21 protein-coding genes are annotated in these 23,656 nt (G+C 43.2%); 19 read left to right on the top strand and 2 right to left on the bottom strand.

The window, feature by feature from the left end:
- Positions 1-201 precede the first annotated feature (201 nt).
- Positions 202-1,176, top strand: a complete 975-nt coding sequence (locus tag I3255_RS03795) for a hypothetical protein (RefSeq protein WP_238036989.1) — start codon at positions 202-204, stop codon at positions 1,174-1,176.
- Positions 1,177-1,308: 132 nt separating this feature from the next.
- Here the strand turns inward: I3255_RS03795 and I3255_RS03790 are convergent, their stop codons facing one another.
- Positions 1,309-1,698 (bottom strand): SCP-2 sterol transfer family protein, encoded by a 390-nt coding sequence (locus I3255_RS03790; protein ID WP_238036986.1) that lies wholly within the window; start codon positions 1,696-1,698, stop codon positions 1,309-1,311.
- 856 nt (positions 1,699-2,554) lie between these two features.
- Between I3255_RS03790 and ccoN the strand changes: the two genes are divergently transcribed.
- The 6 genes from ccoN to I3255_RS03760 all read left to right on the top strand — a co-directional run bounded on the left by ccoN (position 2,555) and on the right by I3255_RS03760 (position 8,620).
- A complete protein-coding gene (ccoN, locus tag I3255_RS03785; RefSeq protein WP_238036985.1) occupies positions 2,555-4,036 on the top strand; it encodes a cytochrome-c oxidase, cbb3-type subunit I in 1,482 nt (493 codons plus the stop codon).
- 9 nt (positions 4,037-4,045) lie between these two features.
- The gene (gene ccoO, locus I3255_RS03780; RefSeq protein ID WP_071001898.1) at positions 4,046-4,684 is read left to right on the top strand and encodes a cytochrome-c oxidase, cbb3-type subunit II; all 639 of its coding nucleotides are present in this window, start codon (positions 4,046-4,048) and stop codon (positions 4,682-4,684) included.
- Positions 4,684-4,866, top strand: coding sequence for a cbb3-type cytochrome c oxidase subunit 3 (locus I3255_RS03775; RefSeq protein ID WP_201598314.1), 183 nt, complete (start codon positions 4,684-4,686; stop codon positions 4,864-4,866). Before ccoO ends, I3255_RS03775 begins: the two co-directional genes overlap by 1 nt.
- Entirely contained in the window at positions 4,863-6,008 is a 1,146-nt protein-coding gene (ccoP, locus tag I3255_RS03770; protein ID WP_238036983.1) for a cytochrome-c oxidase, cbb3-type subunit III, read from the top strand. The genes I3255_RS03775 and ccoP overlap by 4 nt, the downstream gene beginning before the upstream one ends.
- A gap of 424 nt (positions 6,009-6,432) precedes the next feature.
- Positions 6,433-7,845 (top strand): cytochrome c oxidase accessory protein CcoG, encoded by a 1,413-nt coding sequence (ccoG, locus tag I3255_RS03765; protein WP_238036981.1) that lies wholly within the window; start codon positions 6,433-6,435, stop codon positions 7,843-7,845.
- Between the two features lie 193 nt (positions 7,846-8,038).
- Positions 8,039-8,620, top strand: coding sequence for a FixH family protein (locus I3255_RS03760; RefSeq protein WP_238036979.1), 582 nt, complete (start codon positions 8,039-8,041; stop codon positions 8,618-8,620).
- A gap of 93 nt (positions 8,621-8,713) precedes the next feature.
- On the opposite strand, the gene ttcA is transcribed toward I3255_RS03760, so the two are convergent.
- Positions 8,714-9,856 (bottom strand): tRNA 2-thiocytidine(32) synthetase TtcA, encoded by a 1,143-nt coding sequence (ttcA, locus tag I3255_RS03755; protein ID WP_238036977.1) that lies wholly within the window; start codon positions 9,854-9,856, stop codon positions 8,714-8,716.
- A gap of 279 nt (positions 9,857-10,135) precedes the next feature.
- Between ttcA and queC the strand changes: the two genes are divergently transcribed.
- The 12 genes from queC (at position 10,136) to I3255_RS03695 (ending at position 23,541) form a co-directional block, all read left to right on the top strand.
- Positions 10,136-10,918 (top strand): 7-cyano-7-deazaguanine synthase QueC, encoded by a 783-nt coding sequence (queC, locus tag I3255_RS03750; RefSeq protein WP_238036975.1) that lies wholly within the window; start codon positions 10,136-10,138, stop codon positions 10,916-10,918.
- Between the two features lie 245 nt (positions 10,919-11,163).
- A complete protein-coding gene (locus I3255_RS03745; protein WP_201598334.1) occupies positions 11,164-11,493 on the top strand; it encodes a hypothetical protein in 330 nt (109 codons plus the stop codon).
- Positions 11,494-11,680: 187 nt separating this feature from the next.
- Positions 11,681-12,178, top strand: a complete 498-nt coding sequence (locus I3255_RS03740; RefSeq protein WP_238036973.1) for a peroxiredoxin — start codon at positions 11,681-11,683, stop codon at positions 12,176-12,178.
- A gap of 114 nt (positions 12,179-12,292) precedes the next feature.
- On the top strand, positions 12,293-13,783 hold the full coding sequence (locus I3255_RS03735) for a dihydrolipoyl dehydrogenase (RefSeq protein ID WP_238036971.1): 1,491 nt from the start codon (positions 12,293-12,295) through the stop codon (positions 13,781-13,783).
- Positions 13,784-13,930: 147 nt separating this feature from the next.
- Positions 13,931-15,115 carry a mechanosensitive ion channel family protein gene (locus tag I3255_RS03730; protein WP_238036969.1) on the top strand — a complete coding sequence of 395 codons (1,185 nt, stop codon included), beginning with the start codon at positions 13,931-13,933 and terminating at the stop codon, positions 15,113-15,115.
- 168 nt (positions 15,116-15,283) lie between these two features.
- Complete coding sequence (gene rlmKL / locus I3255_RS03725) at positions 15,284-17,578, top strand: bifunctional 23S rRNA (guanine(2069)-N(7))-methyltransferase RlmK/23S rRNA (guanine(2445)-N(2))-methyltransferase RlmL (protein ID WP_238036967.1); 2,295 nt, start codon at positions 15,284-15,286, stop codon at positions 17,576-17,578.
- A 279-nt stretch (positions 17,579-17,857) separates the two neighbouring features.
- Complete coding sequence (locus I3255_RS03720) at positions 17,858-18,433, top strand: TerD family protein (RefSeq protein WP_058024753.1); 576 nt, start codon at positions 17,858-17,860, stop codon at positions 18,431-18,433.
- 222 nt (positions 18,434-18,655) lie between these two features.
- On the top strand, positions 18,656-19,717 hold the full coding sequence (locus tag I3255_RS03715; protein WP_238036966.1) for a DUF475 domain-containing protein: 1,062 nt from the start codon (positions 18,656-18,658) through the stop codon (positions 19,715-19,717).
- Positions 19,718-19,945: 228 nt separating this feature from the next.
- Positions 19,946-20,866 carry a glutaminase gene (locus tag I3255_RS03710; protein WP_238036965.1) on the top strand — a complete coding sequence of 307 codons (921 nt, stop codon included), beginning with the start codon at positions 19,946-19,948 and terminating at the stop codon, positions 20,864-20,866.
- A gap of 472 nt (positions 20,867-21,338) precedes the next feature.
- On the top strand, positions 21,339-21,914 hold the full coding sequence (locus I3255_RS03705; protein WP_238036964.1) for a TerD family protein: 576 nt from the start codon (positions 21,339-21,341) through the stop codon (positions 21,912-21,914).
- 208 nt (positions 21,915-22,122) lie between these two features.
- The gene (locus I3255_RS03700; RefSeq protein ID WP_238036963.1) at positions 22,123-22,875 is read left to right on the top strand and encodes a TIGR00266 family protein; all 753 of its coding nucleotides are present in this window, start codon (positions 22,123-22,125) and stop codon (positions 22,873-22,875) included.
- A 57-nt stretch (positions 22,876-22,932) separates the two neighbouring features.
- Positions 22,933-23,541, top strand: a complete 609-nt coding sequence (locus tag I3255_RS03695) for a TerD family protein (RefSeq protein ID WP_238036961.1) — start codon at positions 22,933-22,935, stop codon at positions 23,539-23,541.
- Positions 23,542-23,656: the final 115 nt, after the last annotated feature.

Below are 23,656 nucleotides of genomic sequence, written 5' to 3'. Positions count from 1 at the left end.
GCCTTGCTATTAGATGTATCAATACCTATATATTATATGCTAAAGACAATTGTCATTAACCCTCATTGTGGTTTGTTCACTCTTTGCTGGCAATGTCGCTGACATCATAAACCAGTTATTTGAAATACTGAATGGTAGGTAAGTAACCGTCGTACCACAGTAAGACACAAACCCCACGCTGACTTAATTTTGAGTATTTTCATGACCATAAATTATCAATATAAAAACATTCAAACTCCTACCAAGATCACACTGACCGATGAACAGTCTGCAGGTCATGGCGATCATTGGCGTATTTTGACCGATGATATGAGCAATGATGTGCCAGAGTGGCTACAAAAAATGATCGAAGTGGCGGCAATGCCTAAAGGACTGAACAACAACGTCAGTGCAAAAGACAGCTGTTTGTTGTTATCAGAAGACAAGCCATGCCATATCAATCAAGTGCTGGCGATGAAAGATGGCAAGCCTGAGCGATTCATCAACGCTTATCCTTGTGTTGATAGTCCTTATGGGCTTGACTGTAAAATCGAGCGCGTCATCGCCAATGACAACTCACATGATGCAGTGCTACGCTTGCGTACCGCTGATGGCAGCATTATTTATGCTTTTGATCAGCTCTATACAACCAATCGTCATTTATATCAGCGTGACACGTCTTACTTCGTCAACTTTAGCGCATGGGCGCACGAGATTAAGCTCAGTGAGCAAAACGAAGTCATCATGGTAGAAGACCAAGAATCTATCCGCTATCATCGTGCGTTTAATGATATCGTCGCGGCTAATGACGGAAAAATTCCAGACGATCTGCAAGAGCAAATCAGTGAATGGAAACCTGAAACCAAAGAACAAATGGCGCCGGTCGAAATCAACTTAGGTCACATGTGTGCTTATTTGTTTGGGGATACTTTGGGGCAAGAAGATGAGGCTTGGTGTCAAGGTCAAGTCCTTGGCAAACAAGAAACGGTATTTAATGGCAAGTCTATCATTTTGTTTGACGTAGTGACATTGCGTGAGCAGGACGCAGATCCATTTGTCGTACGTATTGGTGCGCTTAATACGCCAGAGACCACCAGCATTAAAGTGCATGACTATGTACAAGCCAATGTCTGGTTGCAGGCAGCGATATATAAAGAAAATCAGACAGGTGCAGCACAGCAGTCAAAAGCCAGCTAATTATTGAATACAACAGCCTATTGTATTACCTGTTATGCCTAGTTTTTTACACAATAAAAAGCCCCTAATATGAATTAGGGGCTTTTTACAACTTACTCTTGCTTATGATCTACAAATCTTCGATAAAAACGATTAAGCCATCGTCGTCATTGATTTGATACGCTTGTACAACTCTTTTTGCTCGGCGCTTGGACGAGCAGTCTGTACTGCCATCAATTGTGACATATCCCCTTCAACGCGAATTTTACCGCTCATGAAAGCACCCATAATTTGGTTGGTGTCAAAATCAGTGATGATAGACTGTAGAATGCTACGATCTAATAACAAAGTCGTCGTGCCGTTACTATTTAGGCCACGATGTAATAAGCCATCGGCAAAGTTGGCTTCGATGTCTTTCTCAGTATCAGATACTTTTAGGTTAACAATCATGTTAGCAAGCGCTGGTGGTAGGTTTAACTCACCTGCTTCACTACCCATTTTCTCCACTTGCTCAAACCATTCATCTGTCAAAAAAACTGCCATATTATTATCCTTAATGGGTGTTTTGTTGGGTTAACGCTACTATTTGACGCATTAGCCTGACTAGCAAATTATTAAAATGCTTGTTATTAATAGACCACAAATATGCGACCATTAGATATGTTCAGGCTCATTATAAGGGGCGACTTGATAAGAAGTAAAACCTATTTGTGCCGCTAGTGATGCAATTGTTACAAAATTCCTTTCGAAACTCACGCTTGTATTTGGCAACGTTCGTCTTAGTTTGATGCAAACATGCATCTAGAATAGTGACAAAATTGTGTATAAAATAAGCAAGTAGCGCAATAATAATAAGTTGCTCGCTAACATTTATACCAAAGAGTTTGTATTTTGCCGCATAGTTCTGATGATATTTAATTAGGATTGCGTTACAATACCCTTAAACAGAGTCGGGAGTTTTAACCAAACATTACATAAACATGTTTTTTGTCAGCCGCCGCTAGCATACATCTATGGTCAGTGCATTTTTATAGCCCTATAGATATGGGTATCTATCTTCATTAGTACAGAGTTTTTCGTAATAATTAAGATACATATTTAGCCTCATAAGATGTTTGATGTTCAAAAACGGCGCGTCTTTTTATTTATCTTGATGATCTATTAACAATCCTACTATCGATTGGCTATAAGCAAGGTGCACGAAGCGCCTCATTTTATCCATCAGTATCAACTGATATAAAGTCAAAGCCTAAATTGATAGTTAATAAGATTATGGTGATAAAAGAGTCAAAAAACAGTATGTACCGTAGCTATTGCAGGTTTATAAGTTTTTATAATATCTATAGTGCGGATTGTTGGTTAATTCTGTTGATAATTCGGGCTGTAAAGGAATCATCCAATGAGTTTACAAAACACAGCAGTCGCCCCAGTTGACCGTGAGTACGAAATTACTATCGTAAGATTTTTTACGATCATGGCTGTCGTTTGGGGCATCGTCGGCATGAGTCTTGGTGTGTTCATTGCTTCACAGTTAGCATGGCCAGCACTCAACTTTGACATTCCATGGCTGACCTTTAGTCATTTAAGACCACTGCATACTAATGCGGTGATTTTTGCGTTCGGTGGCTGTGCCTTGTTCGCAACGTCTTATTATATCGTTCAGCGTACCTGTAAAACGCGCTTATTTGCGCCATACTTGGCTTGGTTCACCTTTTGGGGTTGGCAGGCAGTGATTGTTTCTGCCATTATCACCTTACCGCTAGGTTTGACGTCAAGTAAAGAATACGCTGAGCTTGAGTGGCCTATCGATATCTTAATTGCTTTGGTATGGATCTCTTATGCCATTGTATTTTTTGGCACACTCATCAAACGTAAAACCTCACATATTTATGTGGCTAACTGGTTCTTTGCCGCCTTCATTATTACGATTGCACTACTACACATCGTAAACAGCATGGCTATCCCTGTTAGTGCGTTCAAATCTTACTCGCTATTTGGCGGTGCAACTGATGCCATGGTGCAGTGGTGGTACGGGCATAACGCGGTAGGTTTTTACTTAACGGCAGCTTTCCTTGGAATGATGTATTACTTCGTTCCGGTACAGATTGGTCGTCCTATCTATTCTTATCGTTTGTCTATCGTTCACTTTTGGGCATTGATTGCTTCATATATGTGGGCTGGTGGTCACCATTTGCATTATTCAGCGCTTCCAGATTGGACGCAGTCACTAGCAATGGTATTCTCAATCATCCTCTTTGCTCCATCTTGGGGTGGTATGATTAATGGTGTACTCACGCTATCAGGCAGCTGGGATAAGCTACGTACCGATCCGATCATTCGCTTTATGATTGTGGCGTTGTCGTTCTACGCGATGTCGACGTTCGAAGGCCCAATGATGTCGATCAAAACAGTGAATGCGCTATCGCATAATACTGACTGGACAGTTGGTCACGTACACTCAGGCGCACTTGGCTGGGTTGGTATGATTACGATTGGTTCGCTATATGTGCTGTTACCACGTGTTTATAACAAACCAAAGATGTACTCTATCAGCTTAATCACCACGCATTTCTGGCTGGCGACTGCAGGGACGATTTTCTATATCGTGTCTATGTGGATCTCAGGTATTGGCCAAGGCATGATGTGGCTTGCTACTAACCCAGACGGTACTTTGGTATATAGCTTCGTTGATACTGTTGAATTCTCGCATTTCCCATATATCGGTCGTGCGTTTGGTGGCTTCTTATATGTATCGGGTATGTTTGTTATGGCTTATAACTGCTATAAAACACTCAAGATGCCAGAAGGTAAGCCTGTAGATGTCGCTGATCCAACGGATCATGAACCTAGTGTCGAAAAACCTTCGACAGCTAACGTATAAGGAGCGATCATGGCTGGTACACCGCATGAAATTATTGAAAAAAATACAGGCTTGTTAGTCATTGGTATCGTTATTGCCATTAGTTTTGCAACGCTAGTTGAAATCGTGCCTTTGATTTATAACAACGATAGTCCTGAAGAGGGTGGTTTGAACAAACCCCTTCCTGCTATGGAGCCTTGGACTGCGCTTGAATTTGAAGGTCGTGATATTTATATCCGTGAAGGATGTCACGTTTGTCATACGCAAATGGTTCGCCCACTGCGTGCAGAAGTTGAACGTTATGGACCATACTCACGTGCCGCTGAGTCGACGTGGGATCACCCATTCTTATGGGGATCGAAACGTACTGGACCAGATTTAGCACGTGTTGGTGGCCGTTATTCTGAAGATTGGCAAAAGCAGCATCTAATCAACCCACGTTCGCTAGTGCCTGAGTCAGTTATGCCTGGCTTCCCTTGGTTGGCCGAGAACGAAGTCGATGGTGAGAATATTCAAGCTAAAATGCGTCTATTCCGTGATCGCTTCGGTGTGCCTTATACTGAAGAAGATATCGAAGGTGCACCAGATGCTGTACTTGGCGCCACTGAGCTTGATGCTTTGGTTGCCTATCTACAGCAGTTAGGTACCGCAATGGAAGGACAGCGCTAATGGGTATTGGTGAATTACAAACAATTGCGACCGTTTCTGCCTTTATTGCCTTTGTAGGCGTTGCATGGTGGGCGTATTCGCCAAAAAACAAAAAACGCTTCGAAGAAGATGCACAACTTGCGCTTGATGACGAGGATATTAGATCTCTGTCTGAAGAGCAGCGCAATAAGGATAAACGATGACATTTTTTTGGAGTTCTTGGATTACGCTAATCAGTTTTGGTTGTTGGGCGTTCATTCTTGGCGTTCTGCTGTTTGTATTAAAATACAAGCCAGAGGTTGAAGAAGACGGTACCACTGGTCATGAATACGATGGCATCCGAGAATACGACAAACCACTCCCTAAATGGTGGTTGGTGATATTTTTTGGCTCAATCGTCTGGGGTGTGGTTTACTGGGTATTTTTCCCAGCGATGCTTCCGGGAAACTGGAATGGTCTTGCAACCGTAAAAGTCGATGGTGAAGATGTGCCATGGACCTCTAAAAACGAGCTGTTCAGTGAGCTTGAAAGCAATAATAAAGTATTTACAGATAACTTTGAAAAAAGTATCTTGGTCAAAGCGAATGCAGCGGGCGCGACCTCGACACTTGGTACGCTAAACGAATTACAAGCAACCATGCGCCGTAGCGAAAACCCACCAGCAGATTTGCAGACTCAAATCGACGAAAAAGTTGCAGAACTTGCCCCTTACGTTGAAAAACTGTCTGAAAATCCAAATGCTTTGAAAGTTGGTAGCCGTTTGTTCTTACAGAACTGTGCGGTATGTCATGGCTCTAACGCTAAAGGTGCGACAGGCTACCCTAACCTAACTGATAATGATTGGTTGTATGGTGGTGAAGCCAGTAATATTTTAACTACCTTGCACAACGGTCGTGTTGGCGGTATGCCAGCATGGCGTGATCAGATCGGTGAAGATGGCGTACGTGCAGCATCAGAATATGTGCTTTCACTATCTAGCGATCATGGTAGCAAGAGCAATGGCAAGCTTGATCAGACGTTGGTTAACCAAGGTGAAGCTATCTTCAAGCAGCAATGCGTGTTGTGTCATGGACCAGATGCTAAAGGTATGATTTCAGCGGGTGCACCAAATTTGACTGATAATATCTGGTTATATGGCGGTGAGCGTGAAACTGTACGTAATACGCTACGTTATGGCCGTGCAGGCGTAATGCCTCAGTGGGAAACGAAGCTAGGTAATGAGCGTATTATGCTGCTTGCTGCTTATATCTACTCACTGTCAGATAAGACCGGTAAATCGCCTGAAGTAGCAATGGCTGCTACAGCTACTCAGCCTGCTGCGACTGAAGAAGAAACTGCTAACTAAAACGCTGTTACTGTATTTTATATGGACGAGATTTAATAAAGGGAGAACTGTCATTGCAGTTCTCCCTTTTTAATATGTTTTTACAGATTTGTACTCAACGGCTGCTATCAAAAGCGCATATAAGCGCTAGAAATCATTGAGACATATCGATTGCTTTTCATGATTATTACCCCATTATTAGTAGGGAGAATGTTAGAATAGCTGTTTTCAAAATAGCTGACGAGTCATGACGTTATAACGTCCTAGCTTGATCTAATAAGCTACTTGCAATCGATTATTTAGTAGGTGGATTAGAGTTTTTTTTGTTCAATTCTCTATCCACTATTTACTGACATTGATAACATCGTACACTCATATACCTCAACACGAGAGGTGTTTGTTCATCATGCCAGCAGACTGATTCTTTTTTTAAAGAGGCACGTTTATGTCAGCACAACAACAATCTAATAAAATCCCTGTACAGCAGGTCGATCTTGACGCGACCAAGCAACGCGTCCATCCAAGGTTTGTCACGGGTTTTTATCAAAATATTCGTGTTATCACGATGTATGCCCTTTTGGCTGCTTTTTTAATTTTGCCATGGCTGCGCTATAATGATAGACAAGCAATATGGTTTGATGTGCCTTCACAGCATTACTATATTTTTGGCATGACTTTTTTGACCCAAGATTTTTATTTTATTGCGGCATTTGCCATTATTGCAGCGTTTACCTTATTTATGGTGACCGTGTATGCTGGTCGTGTTTGGTGCGGGTATGCATGCCCACAGACGATTTGGACGCATTTATACCAATACGTTGAAAAATGGGTCATCGGTGATCGCAATAAGCGTATGAAGTTTGATAAATCGCCGATGAGTGCGAGCAAAGTCTTCAAACGCACGGTCGTCTATGCGATTTGGTTTTTGCTTTCAGTGGTTACAGCAGCGACTTTTGTCAGCTACGTGGCAGGTACGGACTCGCTATATCATAGCTGGCAGACCATAGGATTGATTCCTATTCCTGATTGGCCAACGTGGGTATGGGTATCGATGTTTATCTTTACTTTTGCCACTTATGCCAATGCAGGTTACATGCGTGAGCAAATGTGTGTACAAATTTGCCCTTATGGCCGTTTTCAGAGCGTGATGTTTGATAAAGATACGCTAATCGTATCGTACGACTATGAGCGTGGTGAGCCGCGCGGTGCCCGTAAAAAAGGCACACATCCTGAAGATCTGGGTGATTGTATTGAATGTACGATGTGCGTGCAGGTCTGCCCTACTGGTATCGATATTCGTGATGGCTTGCAAGTAGCCTGTATTCAGTGTGCGGCCTGTATTGATGCTTGCAACGAAATCATGGATAAAGTTGGTTATCCACGCGGGCTGATTCGTTATACAACCGAACGTCAGCTGGTCGAAAAAGAACCAAGCCGTGTGCTGCGACCGCGACTATTTGCTTATTTGGCTTTGTTAGCTGTGCTATGTGGCGGGGTTATCTATGCGTTGACAGACCGCGTGCCGCTAGAGATTGATATACGTCGTGACCGTAACCAATTATCATCTATCAATACCCAAGGCATGATTGAGAACAGCTATATCGTCAAGCTGACCAACAAAACCCAAGAGCCTCACAATTATAAAATAACGCTCGCACCGCAAGAGGGTTTGAGTTTAGAGTTACGCTTCAACGATGTACCCTTAGAAGCAGGCGAAAGCTTCGATATGCCTGTCAGTATTTATGGTGATCCTGATGTGATTGAATTTGGTCAAACGCCAGTGACGTTAAATGTGACCAGTGAAGACGGTAAATATAAGGTCAGTAAGCAAAACGTCTTTACGACTCAAGGACAGTAATTCATCACTGAACTGATTATTTAGTTTCCTTTATGTCATTCGGTAGCCAGAAAATTTGAAAGTCAAAGGCTATCGGGTGAATGATTTATGATTAAACTGGCAGCACTTAGCCGTCAAATTGTCCGTTGATACCATTTGTCGATATCTGATAAGCAGATCTTTGATAAATAAGTATCTGATGAATAGGTATTTTATGTCTAATCCAGCACCGAACTTTAAACATCAAGATACTCAGCCATGGTACAAGAATTACATGGTTATGATTTTTGTGATTGGCATGCCAGCTGCGGTCGTGATCGCTTGTATCTGGTTTGTCTACTACTCTTACCAGATCCGCGACAGCGTGGTACGTGACGACTGGTATATGGATGGCAAAACGCTCTATCACGACGTATCACGTGACAAGCTTGCTTATGATTTGGACTTGCATGGCAAAATGCAATTTGCGGATAATGGCGATGTTGTGTTTTATCTCAATTATCCTAAGCAAAGTGTGCAGTCAGGCAAGCTATTAAACGGTCAGCCACTTACTTATCCTGATACGCTTGATCTTTCAATCTCGCATGCCACCGACATCAAAAAAGACCGTGACGTTGTGCTAAAACATGTTGAGGGCAATAAATACAGCGCCCAAGTAGATCTTGATTCGGTAAAAGCCAAATATTACCTGCAAGTGAATAACGACGGTAAAGACGATTGGCGTATGCAAGATGTTGCCAAGCTTCCGCGCTCAGAGGTTACCTTTAAACCTTTACCTGTTTTTTCTAAAAGTTAGTTTCATTAACACCTAAATTCAAAAAAACCAGCCTCTTCTTTATGAATGGCTGGTTTTTTATGGGTTACTCGATCAGTATTCGCTCATGAGACGCTAAATAATTGGGTTAATTGTTGGAATTTTCTGTGGTGTAGTTCTACTTGTTACATCATTGTCTGATTCTGTTGCATACGGCTTATCGCTAGCAAACTTAGGATTGAACGTTTGCGTCTTTGGTGATACCGGCAAACCAATCTCAGCCAGACTATCGGTCTGCCCTGATTGAATATTGTCCCCTTCAAATAAACGCTCGTCATTATCACGATCAAGACTGAGTGTCTCAAAGTCAAACAACTCACGATCCGCTAACTGTGATGGTGCAACGTTTTGCATTGCCTTAAAGATAGACGCCAAACGCTGCGGATGAGCGTCATCCCATTCACGTAACATGTCATTGATGATAGCACGCTGTAGATTGGTCTGACTGCCACATAAGTTGCAAGGAATAATCGGAAATTCTTTTAACTTGGCGTATTCGATGATGTCTTTTTCTTCGACATACGCCAATGGACGAATCAGCAGGTTTTGCTTGTCATCACTCAGCAGTTTAGGCGGCATTGATTTGAGTGCGCCCCCATGAAATAAATTCAAAAAGAAGGTCGCAAGCATGTCATCGCGATGATGACCCAAGGCGATTTTGGTCGCACCAATCTGCTTAGCAAAACCATATAATGAGCCGCGGCGCAGACGTGAGCACGCTGAGCAATAGGTCTTACCTTCTGGCACCACACTTTTGACAATACTATACGTATCTTTTTCCAAGATATAATGCGCAATGCCTTGCTCATTAAGATAAGCAGGCAAAATATCTTCAGGGTAACCGGGCTGCTTTTGGTCAAGATTGACTGCGACGATATCGAAATGAATGGGAGCGATACGTTTTAGTAGGAGCAAAATATCCAGCAAGGTATAGCTGTCTTTACCGCCTGAGACACAGACCATCACCACATCGCCGTCTTCGATCATATTAAAATCACGAATGGCCCAAGAGACTTGGCGACGAAGCTTCTTTTGTAGCTTACGAAAAGCCGCAGATTCAGTAGGTGACTGTGAGTCAGTAGATTGCTCAGCAACGATATCCTCATTGCTGCCCTCTTCAGCATCGGCCTCTAAAACATAACGATTAAAGTCCGCTTCATTAGATATATCGTCAGAGTGAAAAGGGATGTTTGGCGTAAATAAGGTTGCTGCGGTCATAAGTTACTCAATATCTTTATAAGGATGATTTTACTATAAAGCGGTTTGCGATAAAGCACGATCAATGAGGTAGGGTTATCGATGCTTTAAAAGCGGCAATTATAACAAATATTGCTAACAGATTGAAAAGATGACAGTAATACGCACTTTATTTTTATTGCAATGCTACTTAGCATGGCTTTGTCACCTTAGTGACGCACGATTGGTCGCTTCGTGGTTCTGTAATAGCCGTATTTTTGCTAAAATAGCCGTTTTCGTAAACCAATAATAGATACCACTATGACTAACGTTACTTTGCAGAATAACTCGGCCAACCAAGCGTCCGATACTGAATTAGATACTCTCAATAAAAATCAAAACGCCGTTGTACTTTTATCAGGTGGCCTCGATTCGGTGACGTGTTTGTATTGGGCAAAAGCGCGCTATGCCTCTGTGACAGCGGTTAGCTTCAACTATGGTCAGCGTCACAACAGTGAGCTTGTCGCAGCAAAGACTATCGCTGAGACAGCAGGCGTCAATCATAGAATCATTGATATTGATATCGCTCAACTTGGTGGCTCTTCATTGACAGACCACAGCATGATTGTACCAGACGGTGATTCGGACAAATTCCCTAGCAAGAAGCGTGATGAGATCGATAACGATGCCATTCCGAATACTTATGTGCCTGCACGCAATACGATCTTTTTGTCTTATGCACTAGCCGTTGCAGAAGTGGCCGATGCCAATCATATCGTCATCGGGGTCAGCTCAGTTGACTACTCTGGCTATCCTGATTGCCGTCCAGAGTACATAACAGCATTTGAGCACATGGCCAACCTTGCCACAAAAGCGGGCGTTACCGGCCACCGCTTATCAATCCAAACACCATTGCAACAGCTGTCTAAAGCACAGACTATTGAGCTTGGCCTGTCATTAGGCGTTGACTATGGACAGACGATTTCTTGTTATCGTGCCGATGCAAACGGTCTAGCTTGCGGCGTTTGTGATAGCTGTGCATTACGTCGTCAGGGCTTTGCTCAAGCTGGCGTCACTGACCCTACTCATTACCAAGCTGGATAGACATACTAACTTTTTATAAAACAGCGGCATCAATCAACATTAGCGAAACATTCGCTTGCATTAACACAGCACGTCGACATTGTATTTTAATCAATATACTTGCTATGGTATGGACAATTATCTCTGCCACCAGATATATTTTTCATTAGATATCAATAATCGTAACAGTCACCTATATATTAATAAGCTGACTGTGCATTGGTTACAAGATCTACAAAATTGACACTACCTGTAAGAGGAAATTTATGAAGTTATTGCCATTATTACCCCTAGCCTTAGCGGCCGTATTTGCAATGCCCCAAGCGAATGCTACTGATATTAAGCAAAGTAATATCAACTCATGTGTCAATGGCGCAGTCAAATATAAAGTTGCTGACAAGGGCGACGCTACCAAATTATGTAATTGTACCATCGGTGTCCGTAGCAATATGACGATTGGCCAAATGTGGGAAATCGAAAGCTACGCAAAAGACAAAAAAGACCCTTCAAGCTTGCCATACGTCAAGACCATGCAAAAAGACTTGCAGCAGTGCACAGTCGGTTTAGACTTGAAGCAGCCGCAAAAACCTGCTTAATTACTATTCGTTTGATATACAAAAGACTGGCCATTGCCAGTCTTTTTTGTTGCCAATGAATGAGCAAAGTGTAAAACTGATTATTTATTGCTACCAATCTGCCTATAATAAGAAGACGATAAATAGAACCCTATCTCAACCATCAAAAAAACCAATATACATAACCAAAATTAATAAGGATTTTACCATGGCAAAGCCAACAACAGAAACCATCAACCTACCCGACTTTCCAGTTACCATCGTACGCAAACTTGCCGGAAACTTTATCCATGATGAGATCAGTCTCAAAGAGATGGTTGCCAATACCGATAAAGGTCTTATTCTCTATTTTTATCCCAAAGACAACACACCAGGCTGCACCACGCAAGCGACGGAGTTCACGGCGCATATCCACGACTTTGATGACTTAGGCTATGACATCGTTGGCGTCTCTCGTGATGGCGTTGAATCCCACGAAAAATTCATCGATAAATATGACCTACAAATTCCACTTGTCAGTGATGCCGATGAAAAGCTATGCCAGTATTTTGAAGTCATTAAAGAGAAAAACATGTACGGCAACATTACTTTGGGGCTAGTACGCTCGGCATTTGTGTTTGATAAAGAGGGCGAGCTGACTCACGCACAGCGTAACCTACGTGCCAAAGATTACACCAGTCGCTTACTCACCATATTGGCACCATAATCTACACAATAGACTAGGTCGAGTATTCGCCATAAAAATGCTAAAAGAGCGCATACACAAGTCTGAGCTGATAACTGGAAATACCACTAACACCCTTCCTTACTAGAGAATAATATGAATAAACAGTCTGGTACTACTGCTGATAATACACCGCATGAAGTCACACGCAAAGTATCTGTTGCCATTATTGGCGCAGGTACTGCAGGTCAAAATGCCTTTCGCCAAGCAAGTAAAATCAAAGACGATGTCGTCATTATCAACGAAGGGTTTTGGACAACAACTTGTATCGCTGTCGGCTGTATGCCTAGCAAACTACTGATTGCAGCGGCAGATCGTGCACATGATGCCAATCATTCGGCTGAGTTTGGTATTCATGCAACTGCGCAAATAGATGGCAAACAGGTGATGCAGCGTGTACGTGATGAGCGCAGTCATTTTGCTAGCTACATCAAAAAACAAGTAGATAGCTGGCCCGATCACAAAAAAATCGATGGGCGTGCTCATATTAACGAGCAAGGGCTAATCGAGGTCAATGATGAGCGCATTGCAGCTGAGCAAATCATTGTAGCGACAGGTAGCTCACCGTCTATACCGGATGGTTGGGCGGATAAGCTTGGTGACACCCTACTCACCTCTGATAGTGTGTTTGAGCTTACAGATTTACCCAACTCTATGGCAGTGGTAGGCGCTGGCGCCATTGGTCTAGAACTTGCGCAAGCATTTACGCGTTTGGGCGTAGAGGTGACGCTATTTAACCGAGTCAAACGAGTGGCTGGTCTAAAAGATGATGACATCAACGACAAAGCAATCGACTGCTTAAGTAGTGAGCTGACCATGCATTTGGGCAGTAAAATTACTGATGTCGGCACAAAGGCTGATGCAGGTAGCGATAGTGCGTTTATTGAATACGAAGATAGTGCTGGTGCATCGCAGCAGTGGCAAGGTGAGTGTGTGTTAGTCGCTACTGGCCGCCGCAACAATATCAAACAGCTTGGCATCGAAAATCTAGGCGTTGAACTCGATGACAAGAACCGTCCGAAAAACTTAAGTAAAAAGACGGGGCAAATTGGTGATTTAGACATCTATATCGTTGGTGATGCCAATGCTCACATTCCTCTACTGCACGTAGCCAGTGATGAGGGCTATAGTGCTGGCAATATGGTCTGTGAAAATACAGAAGATGCCTATATCCGTCCACCGTCTACTCCTTTTTCTATCGTATTTTGCTCGCCGCAAATCGTCAATGTCGGTATGTCTCTGCCTGAGATCCAAGAAGATCCTGAGTTAGAGTTTGTGATTGGTAGCGTAAGTTTTGACAACCAAGGGCGTAGCCGTGTGATGGGCGTGAATTGTGGTCTGCTACATATCTATGGCTGCAAAAAAACCGACAGAATATTAGGCGCGAGCATGGTGGGCCCTGATGCTGAATACATCGGTCATATATTGGCCACAGCGATTACCAATGACTTGAGCATTAAAGACATGCTCGATACGCCTTTTTATCACCCTACGATATTAGAAGGACTGCGTACGGCATTACGTGATGTGCAGGACAAAATGGAGATACCCTATCAATCTCAGGACGCGCAAGAAGACAATTTTTAATTTACAGCCAAGCCTTGCTCTAAAAAATAGAGTTAGGCTTAGGCATCACTCATGCTATATTTGATTGACTAGACAACTTGAGGTGACATATAACCAGACACCTCATTTATCAAACCTTGTATACACACACCCTGCATGGACGAGAAAATGCCAATCGCTAGTGTTACCGACTTTTTTAAAGAAATCATTCGTGACCTGCATACTAGCCTCTACCTTGCGCTTGGCGGATCTATAGACGAAGAGTCGCTCAATTGGTCTTCTCAAGCAGTAGAGCTTGCCAGCACTGGCATAAAGATCCTGATACTGCTTGCGGTGTTGGGATTTTTTTATTGGTTGGCCAATTATATTCTCAAGCAAAGCAGAGCCAAAATCCGTTTAAATGATCGCCGCACCAAGATTGCCCGCTCAACGCTACGTTACGTTTGGATTGTCGCCAGTCTGATAGCGATCATGAGTCAGATAAATTTTGAACCAGAAACCATCAAGGCGACAGCAAAAGCAAGTACGTGGGCTGGTATCTACTACGTACTATGGGCGTCGTCTGGTCAGATTATTCATAAAGTCCTACAGCATTATGGACTCAATGCCTCAATAGAGCAGCTACTCAAAAATATCTTGTCAGTACTCCTATTGGTACTTGGGCTTGCCAGCGTGATGGCACAATTTGGTTTTGATATCGTATCGTTAGTTGCAGGTTTGGGTATTGTCGGCTTAGCTGTCGGTTTCGCTGCTCAATCGACGCTTGCCAACTTTATCGCCGGTATCACTATTTTGCTGGAGCAGTCCTTTCAAGTTGGGGACTGGATTCATATCAATGATAATGAGGGGCGCGTGGTGCTTATTGCCTTGCGCACTACCCATATCCTAACTCGAGACAATATTACTGTTATTATTCCAAACTCTAATGTCGCCTCCTCAGAAGTGATTAACTTAACCTCCAAAAATTTTATACGTTTTGATATTCGCGTGCGTATTGCCTTCGAAGATGACATTGAGCTGGCACGCAAAGAGATTTTGCAAGTACTCAGCAATACCGATGCAGTACTCAATCGTCCTGAGACTTCAGCGACCGTGGCCGAAATTGGGGAATATGGCGTATTTTTTATCGTGCGTTTTTGGGTCAAGCCAGCAGCCGTGGCACGTATACCCAAAATCAAAGAAGTGCTACAAGAAGAGATAAAAATTGCTTTTGATGCGGCCAATATCTCGACGCCCTATCCGCATATGCGCCTGCTCATGCCAAAAGACGTCGACTATCCTATCGCTACTAAGCCTTTTGCAACCACCACTCAAGTTGTATCAGGAAAGTCATCATTGGCGAAAGGTGAGTAGCTGACTTATTTTCATGTATTTAGCTATCGCACCTCAAACTTGTCGCACCTATTGCACCTTAAACATTGCCACTTTGAACCATCCTACCGTGAATTATGGTAAAATTACTGGTTAAAACATCTATTTTATTATTTGCCTCTTTTGTCAATTTAGCCCACAGGTACCCGTATGACCGAACAAACCGCAGCTGCACGCTCTTCTACATTGTCGCTTGATCTTATCATTACTTGTGCCGATGGGCTTGAGGCACCGCTGCAGACTGAGCTGACAAGTTTCGGTATTGATAGCGAAATCAAAAGTACTGGTCGTCTTGCCGTCACGGGTGATTTACGCGACTTGTATACCATCTGCCTTTGGTCACGTGTGGCTTCGCGGGTATTAATGCTCATCAAACGCAAAAACATCAATGCAGAATACGATGTTGCAGAGCAGCTATATGGTTTGGCAAAATCCGTCAACTGGACTGAGCAGTTTAGCTTAGAGCAAACTTTTGCCATTCGTCTATCTGTTGATAAACGCGTTGCCGTCAGTCAGCAGTTTGCCATGCTACGTGTCAAAGACGCCATTGCGGATACATTCAACGAAGTGTACGACAGCCGTCCGAATGTCGATAGCAAAAACCCAGATTTTTCTATCTTTGCGACCGTCAATGACAAACAAGCCGAGCTGTATTTAGATTTATCAGGGACCAGTTTGCATCGCCGTGGTTATCGTGTGGCTATGACAGAAGCCCCATTAAAAGAAAACTTGGCAGCTGCCTTACTCTATAGCGCTGGTTGGCACAAGAAAAACGACGCAGGCGATGCGCCTTACTACAATGCGTTAATAGACCCAATGTGTGGCTCTGGTACCTTCCTTATCGAAGCGCTACTCATGCACTGTGATTATGCCGTAGGTATCGACAAAGCTGCCAATCAATTTGGTTTCTATGAGTGGCAGCATCATGATGAGACGCTATGGCAGGAGATGATTGAGGATGCACAGACACGTTTTCGCGAAGCATTAGAGATTGCCAATGAGCAACCAGATACGCTGCCGCTGATGTTGGGTTTTGATGCTGATAATGGCGCGATTATCGCAACCGAAAAAAACCTCATCGCGGCAGGACTTCAAGATTTACTCCCGCTACTCGACATCGAACAGCGTGCGCTTGATCAACTTGGTAGCGCCCTAAAACCGCTCGTGGATGATGGTCGATTGAGTAATCCTTTAATCATTACCAACCCGCCTTATGGTGAGCGTTTGGGTGATGAAGAAATGATTAAGCCACTGTATCAAGCCATTGGCCTGATTGTACAAGACAGCTTTGCGGGTAGCGGTATCGATCCAATGCTTGGCATACTAGCTGCTCGTGTCGAACAAGTAGATATCCTACCGATTAAAGAACCAAAAACGTTACGCTGTCATAATGGCGCTATCACTGTGTACTTCCGCTACGGAACGCTTATCGCTGGACAGACAGGCAATCTTGTCAGCCGTTTTGAAAAGCGTGAGATCGAAGTAGAAGACGGACAGGACTTTATTAATCGTCTACAAAAAAACCTGACCAAGCTTAAGAAACTGGCTAAAAAAGACAATGTTAGCAACATTCGTGTCTATGACGCCGACTTGCCTGACTTTAAAGTTGCTATCGATTTATACGGCGATTATGCACATGTGCAAGAGTATGCACCGCCTAAGACCATTCCACCTGAAACGGCTAAAAAACGCTTTAATCTAGCACTAATGGGTATCCGTGAAGTGTTTGATATTAATCGTGAGCAAATCTTTATCAAAACACGTGCCCGTCAGTCTGGTAACGATCAGTACAGTAAACAGAACACCACAGAAAAACGCGGCAAGTTTCATGTCGCCCGCGAAGATGGTGCTTATTTTTATGTTAACTTTACCGACTATCTAGACACGGGTCTGTTCATCGATCACCGTAATATGCGTGCTCGTATTAAGGACAACAGTCGCGGCAAATCTGTCTTAAACCTGTTTGCTTATACTTGTACCGCCAGTGTGCATGCAGCGCTTGCTGGTGCCAAAAAAGTCACGAGCGTTGACTTGTCACAGAACTATTTAGATTGGGGCAAACAGAACTTTGTGCTCAATGGTCTAGACGTCAGCCGCAGTAAATATCAATTCGTTGCCGCCGATATCTTTGAGTGGATCAAAGACAATACCGAGCAGTTTGATATTATCTTTATTGATCCACCGACTTTCTCAAACTCGAAAAAGTTCCAAGGAACCTTTGATGTGCAGCGTGACCATGCTGCCCTCATCAATCGTGCGATGAACCGCTTAACATCCGATGGTGTTTTGTATTTTTCTAATAACTTCACGCGCTTTGAGCTAGATGAGCAGTTAGTTGAGCGCTACGATATCGTTAATATCACGCAAAAGACGATTGGTTTTGATTTCAATATCAAAAAGCCTATTCATCAAAGCTTTGAGATTCGCCATCGTCAAAGTCTATAATTCGAAGTTTTAGATTTATAGTTTAGAATCTAAAGTCCGTAAACGGAATTTTGATAAATAAGACTATAGATTTATAAGGGCAATATAAGTACCTGAAACTTCTGTTTTTTGCCGAATGTATATGAAATATAACAATGGCCCAATCAGCTTTGATTGGGTCATTTTTTGTTGCTATGATAGAGCGTTACTAGGCGATGGATTTGCGCAGTTATTGCGTAAGCATCGCCTTTTTTCGATGACCTCATAAAACCACTAACATCTAATAAAAAGGATAACACCATGGCTTTATCACTTAATAAAGGCGGTAATTTATCGCTAACGAAAACTGATCCAAATTTGACCAAGCTACTAATCGGTCTAGGCTGGGATGAGCGCGCCACCTCTGGTGCTGAGTTCGATCTTGATGCCAGTGTATTTTTGCTAAATGGTGCAGGTAAAGTGCGCGGCGACCATGACTTTATCTTCTATAATCAGCTCAAATCTGATAATGGCGCGGTCGAGCACACAGGTGACAACCGTACTGGCGAAGGCGATGGTGATGATGAAGTGATCAAAGTAAACTTAACCCAAGTACCTGCTGACGTTGATAAAGTAGTCGTGACGGTGACTATCCATGACGCTGCTACTCGCAACCAAAACTTCGGTCAGGTAGCCAATGCCTTTATCCGCGTTGTCAATGAAGAGACCGGCACTGAAGTGGTACGTTTTGATCTAGCAGAAGATTACTCTGTTGAGACCGCCATGGTATTCGGTGAAGTATATCGTCACAATGGCGAATGGAAATTCCGCGCGGTAGGTCAAGGTTATTCAGGTGGCTTACAGGCGATGTGTCATCAGTACGGCGTTGATATCTAAAGCCTTATTTTTATTGGCATTTGGGCTATCAGCCATTCCGATTAGCACGTCCAAAATATCAAGCGACCATCGTTGCAAATAGTCACAATTTTTAATGCCCCAATGACTAGTAATGCTTTACGTTTCGTTTAAAATTATGCATAAAAAGTGGTTAGCAATAACCACTTTTTTGCGGCTTGTGTCTATACTAGACCAGCTTTACGCAACCAGACAGGATGTGTCATGAGACATTTTTATTTAGACATTATCTTCACAATCATTGCCTTAGCAATAGCGGCATGGTGGGGATATTCACATGGCGGTATGGGTGGAATGATAACCACGCTATCGATTACCGCTATTTTGGCCGTCATGGAGATTTCGTTATCTTTTGATAACGCGGTGGTCAACGCTTCAGTCCTCAAAGGCTGGGACGAATTTTGGAAAAAGATATTTTTAACCGTGGGTATTTTAATCGCGGTATTCGGTATGCGCTTGGTCTTCCCTATTGTCATCGTTGCGGTTACCGCTGACCTTGGTATGATGCAAGTGATCGATTTGGCATTGAACAATCCTCAAGAATACTCAGCCAGATTGATGGCACATCACGCTGAAATTTCAGCATTTGGTGGTATTTTCTTACTATTGGTTTTCTTGAACTTTATTTTTGATGACAAAGATGTCCATTGGTTTGAATGGCTTGAGAGCCGTTTGGTCAAGCTAGGCAAAGTCGATGCAATGAGCGTATTTGTTGCTCTTATCGTCTTAATGATTGCCGTATCATGGGCCAGCGCAGAGCAATCAAGTGCTGTGCTCATTGCTGGCGTTTGGGGTATTCTAGTATACCTTGGTGTACAGGTCGTATCTGGTATGCTAGAAGGTGATCTTGAAGAAGACTTAGAGAACGAAGGAAGTGGCGCAGCCGCGACCAGCGCTATCATGAAAGGCGGTATCATCGGTTTCTTATACTTAGAAATCCTCGATGCGTCATTCAGTTTCGATGGTGTGATTGGCGCATTTGCCATTACCAATGATGTCATCGTTATCATGCTTGGTCTTGCCATTGGTGCGATGTTCGTACGTTCGATGACTATCTTCTTGGTAGACAAAGGCACGCTTGATGAGTTTATTTATCTTGAGCATGGCGCACATTACGCCATCGGTGCCTTGGCCATCATTATGCTGTTGTCAGTGAAGTTCCATGTACCAGAAATCATTACTGGTCTTATCGGTATCGCCTTTATTGGTTTTGCATTATGGGCATCGCTGAAACATCGTAAAGCGGAAGCAGCAAGGCTCAATTAGTACCTGTTGTCCGCATGATGCTGTGTAGCTTAAGCAGGTCGTATCATCAGATATGGCCTGCTTTTTTGCGTTATAATGGCAGGCGTTAGTCACACGGCAAATCCTTACCTATCGCCAAAATATGTGTATATTTTGCTTCACATACAATTTTCTCATCACTACTATACGTTATTCGGTTAGAATCCTCGTCCTTTAATCACTCACCAAAAATGAGACCCTTCAACCACTATGCAACAGATTCTTGATGATATTGCCGCACAGATGGCACTTGAAACCGATCGTGGAAAAGTAGCGGACTATATCCCGCAACTGGCCCATATAGACCCAAACCAGTTTGGTATTGCAGTCGCGACACCTGACGGAAAGATGTATACAGCAGGCAATGCGAGCACTCTTTTTTCGATCCAAAGTATCTCTAAGATCTTCACTCTAACCATTGCACTTGGCAAGTTGGGCGATGGACTTTGGACACACGTTGGTCGTGAACCCTCAGGTGACCCTTTCAACTCAATCGTCATGCTAGAACATGAAACTGGTCGACCACGCAATCCATTTATCAATGCTGGTGCCATTGCGGTGGTAGACGCGATCATGATGGGTCACGAACCTAGAGAAATATTGGCTGAGATTCTACAGTTTGTGCATTTTATTACGGACGATGAGTCCATCCGTTTTGACCACAAAGTGGCAGCGTCTGAGATGGAGCACAAAGACCGCAACGCCTCGCTTGCGCACTTTATGAAATCCTTTGGTCGGCTCAAGCACGATGTGGACAAGGTGTTGGGTACTTACTTTCATCAATGCTCGATTGAGATGAATTGCCAGCAATTAGCCAGCGCCGGTCTGTACTTGGTCTCTAACGGGGTTGATAAGCACTCAGGGGTACGTGTAATCAACGAGCACCGCGCCAGAAGGATTAACTCGCTAATGATGATGTGCGGTCATTATGATGGGTCTGGTGAGTTTGCCTATCGCGTCGGTTTGCCCGGTAAAAGTGGGGTTGGTGGCGGTATTTTGACCATAGCTCCCGGCAAGGGTTCTATCGCTGTCTGGTCGCCAGGGCTGGACCATATAGGAAACTCCAAGCTTGGGTTAAAAGCATTAGAGCTGTTTGTACAAGAAACGGGCTGGTCGGTTTTTGCCGAATAAAAGCTTTATCTAAATACTTTTATTAATGGATTATTCAGCACAATATTACGTCTAAATTGTATTAGGTTGTCAAGCTCACAGCGGGTCGTACCAACATATCTGGTACGACCCGCTTTTTTTGGTTATGTCTTTGCAACCTAACGTATGTTTCTCTTCATTCTATGGCTTGATCCGAAGGAAACAGCCATAGAATAATTTACCTTTGCATAACAATGCGTTAACCACTATTGCTAAGATGATTAAAAAGTATCAAAAATGCAGGGTTATTATGTCGCTTAGTAAGCATATAGTAAGCGCACAAAATACGCCTTGCTTAGTGAGCAAACGCTTAGTATAGTAAAACGTAATGATATGCAGGACGTGGTTTACAGGTAGGTTCTTTATCAGTTGTCCTTTCATATCAGTCACTGCACAACTTTTAGTTTATTTTTTAAACCCAATCCACTTAATTATTAATCCAAAGGATATTTGTATGGCTATTAGCTTAACAAAAGGCGGCAACGTAAACTTATCAAAAGAAGCACCAGGTTTAACCAACATCACAGTTGGTCTAGGCTGGGATCCACGCGCAACTGACGGTCAAGAGTTTGACTTGGATGCTATTGGCTTCTTGATCAACGAAGCAGGCAAAGTCCGTAACGACCAAGATTTTATCTTTTTTAATAACCTAAAGTCAGACAATGGCGCCGTTGAGCACACTGGTGACAACCGTACTGGCGAAGGCGATGGCGATGACGAAAAAATCAAAATCAATCTTGCGAGCATCCCAGCTGACGTGAACAAAGTTGCCATTTGTGCGATTATCTATGAAGGCCAAGCACGTAACCAAAACTTCGGTCAAGTTGGCGATGCTTATATTCGTGTTGTAAACGATAATGGCGCAGCCGAAATTGCCCGTTACGACCTATCAGAAGATGGCAGCACTGAAACGGCTATGATCTTTGGTGAGCTATATCGTCATAACGGCGACTGGAAATTCCGTGCCGTCGGTCAAGGTTTCAGCGGTGGTCTTGGACCATTAGCAGCGTCTTACGGCGTGAATGTATAACGTTAAATTGACGTAAATATCTAGCGAGCCAAGCGTTGCTATCAGTTTTCTGATAGCAACGCCTATAAGCCATCAAGTGTGCCCTTTTAACGCATTTGATGGCTTTAAATTTAATAGGCTCATCAATATAAAAACGCTAAAACACATAGGTCTATACCCGCACATTAACAGCACCTATCAAAGATATTAGAATAAGGATTTGCACCCCATGGCCGCAACATTCAGTTTAATCGGTACTATTGAGCCTTTTTTGCATTGTAATCTCAAAAAAGGTGATTCAATTTATTGCGAAGCCAATGCAATGGTAATGATGGAGTCTAACCTTGAGCTAAAAGGTAAGCTACAAGGTGGACTGATGCAATCGCTTATGCGCCGTTTTGCCAATGATGAATCGTTGTTTCAACAGCAAATTGAAGCAGTTAATGGTGAAGGTGATTGCTTACTTGCCCCCACACTAGATGGCGATATGCAAATCATCGAGGTGGGGTCACAGCAATATACTTTGAGTGATGGTGCTTTTGTCGCGGCGCAAACAGGCGTTGATATCAGAGCCAATATCCAACGTAATTTAGGAGGCGCGGTATTTGGTGATACTGGTGGCTTTATGGTCATGCAGACGCAAGGAAAAGGTCAGGTTGTGGTATCTGGTTTTGGCTCATTGTTTGAGATTGAGGTCACACCAGACAAAGATGTCATTATTGATAATGGTCATGTGGTTTGCTGGGATTCGAACCTCGATTATAAACTGTCCGTCTCGACCAGCAAGAAAAAAGGCATCATGAGCAATATCATTAATTCCGTCACCAGTGGCGAGGGTATGGTTCTGAACTTTTCGGGCAGTGGCAAAGTCATTATTTGCTCGCGCAATCGTGACAGTTATCAAGGATGGCTGCAAAGTGTCTTGGGAACGAGCTCAGGTGGACGCGGCGGTAATGGTAGTTTTTTAGATAATATCTTATAGCGTCTTTTAGAACTATGTTTAAACAGTTTTACTCACAATTATTATAAGGATACTCACATGGTAGTTAGTCTACAAAAAGGGCAGAAAATCTCCCTAAGCAAAGAAGCAGGCGGCGAGCTGACTCAAGTTAAATTGGGTCTAGGTTGGGATGTCGCTCAAGGTCCACAAGATAAAAAAGGTGGCTTTTTAGGTAAATTATTCGGCGGTGGTAGCGGCGGCGATTCTATCGATTTAGATGCTTCATGCATCATGTTTGACGCAAACAAACAAGCGGTCGATGCTATCTGGTTCAGTCAGCTCAAGTCAAAGGATGGCAGTATCGTTCATACTGGCGACAACCGTACTGGCGACGGCGATGGCGACGATGAAGTCATCAACGTTGATCTCTCAAAAGTCCCAGCCAACGTGACTTCACTAGTATTTACGGTCAATAGCTTTACGGGTCAGACGTTCGAGACGGTAGAAAACGCATTTTGCCGTATCGTTAATGCCAATAACAACAGTGAAGTAGCTCGCTACAACTTATCGGCACAAGGTGGACACACTGCCATGGTAATGGCAAAAGTCTATCGCCATAACAACGAATGGAAAATGCACGCTATTGGCGAGACTGCATCTGGTCGCACCTTCCATGATTTGATGCCTGCAATTACGCCACATGCTTAATCGAGTTGAGCCTTTAACTGGAGTATTAATCATCTAGTTAAATAGTTTATTTCGAAAAAGAGCGGCCCATCTATTGATAGATGGGCCGCTCTTTTTTGTTTATCATTTATAGACC

The sequence above is a fragment of the Psychrobacter sp. Ps6 genome (genome assembly GCF_022129235.1).
Lineage (GTDB): Bacteria > Pseudomonadota > Gammaproteobacteria > Pseudomonadales > Moraxellaceae > Psychrobacter.
This window is presented reverse-complemented; position numbering and strand designations above follow the sequence as displayed.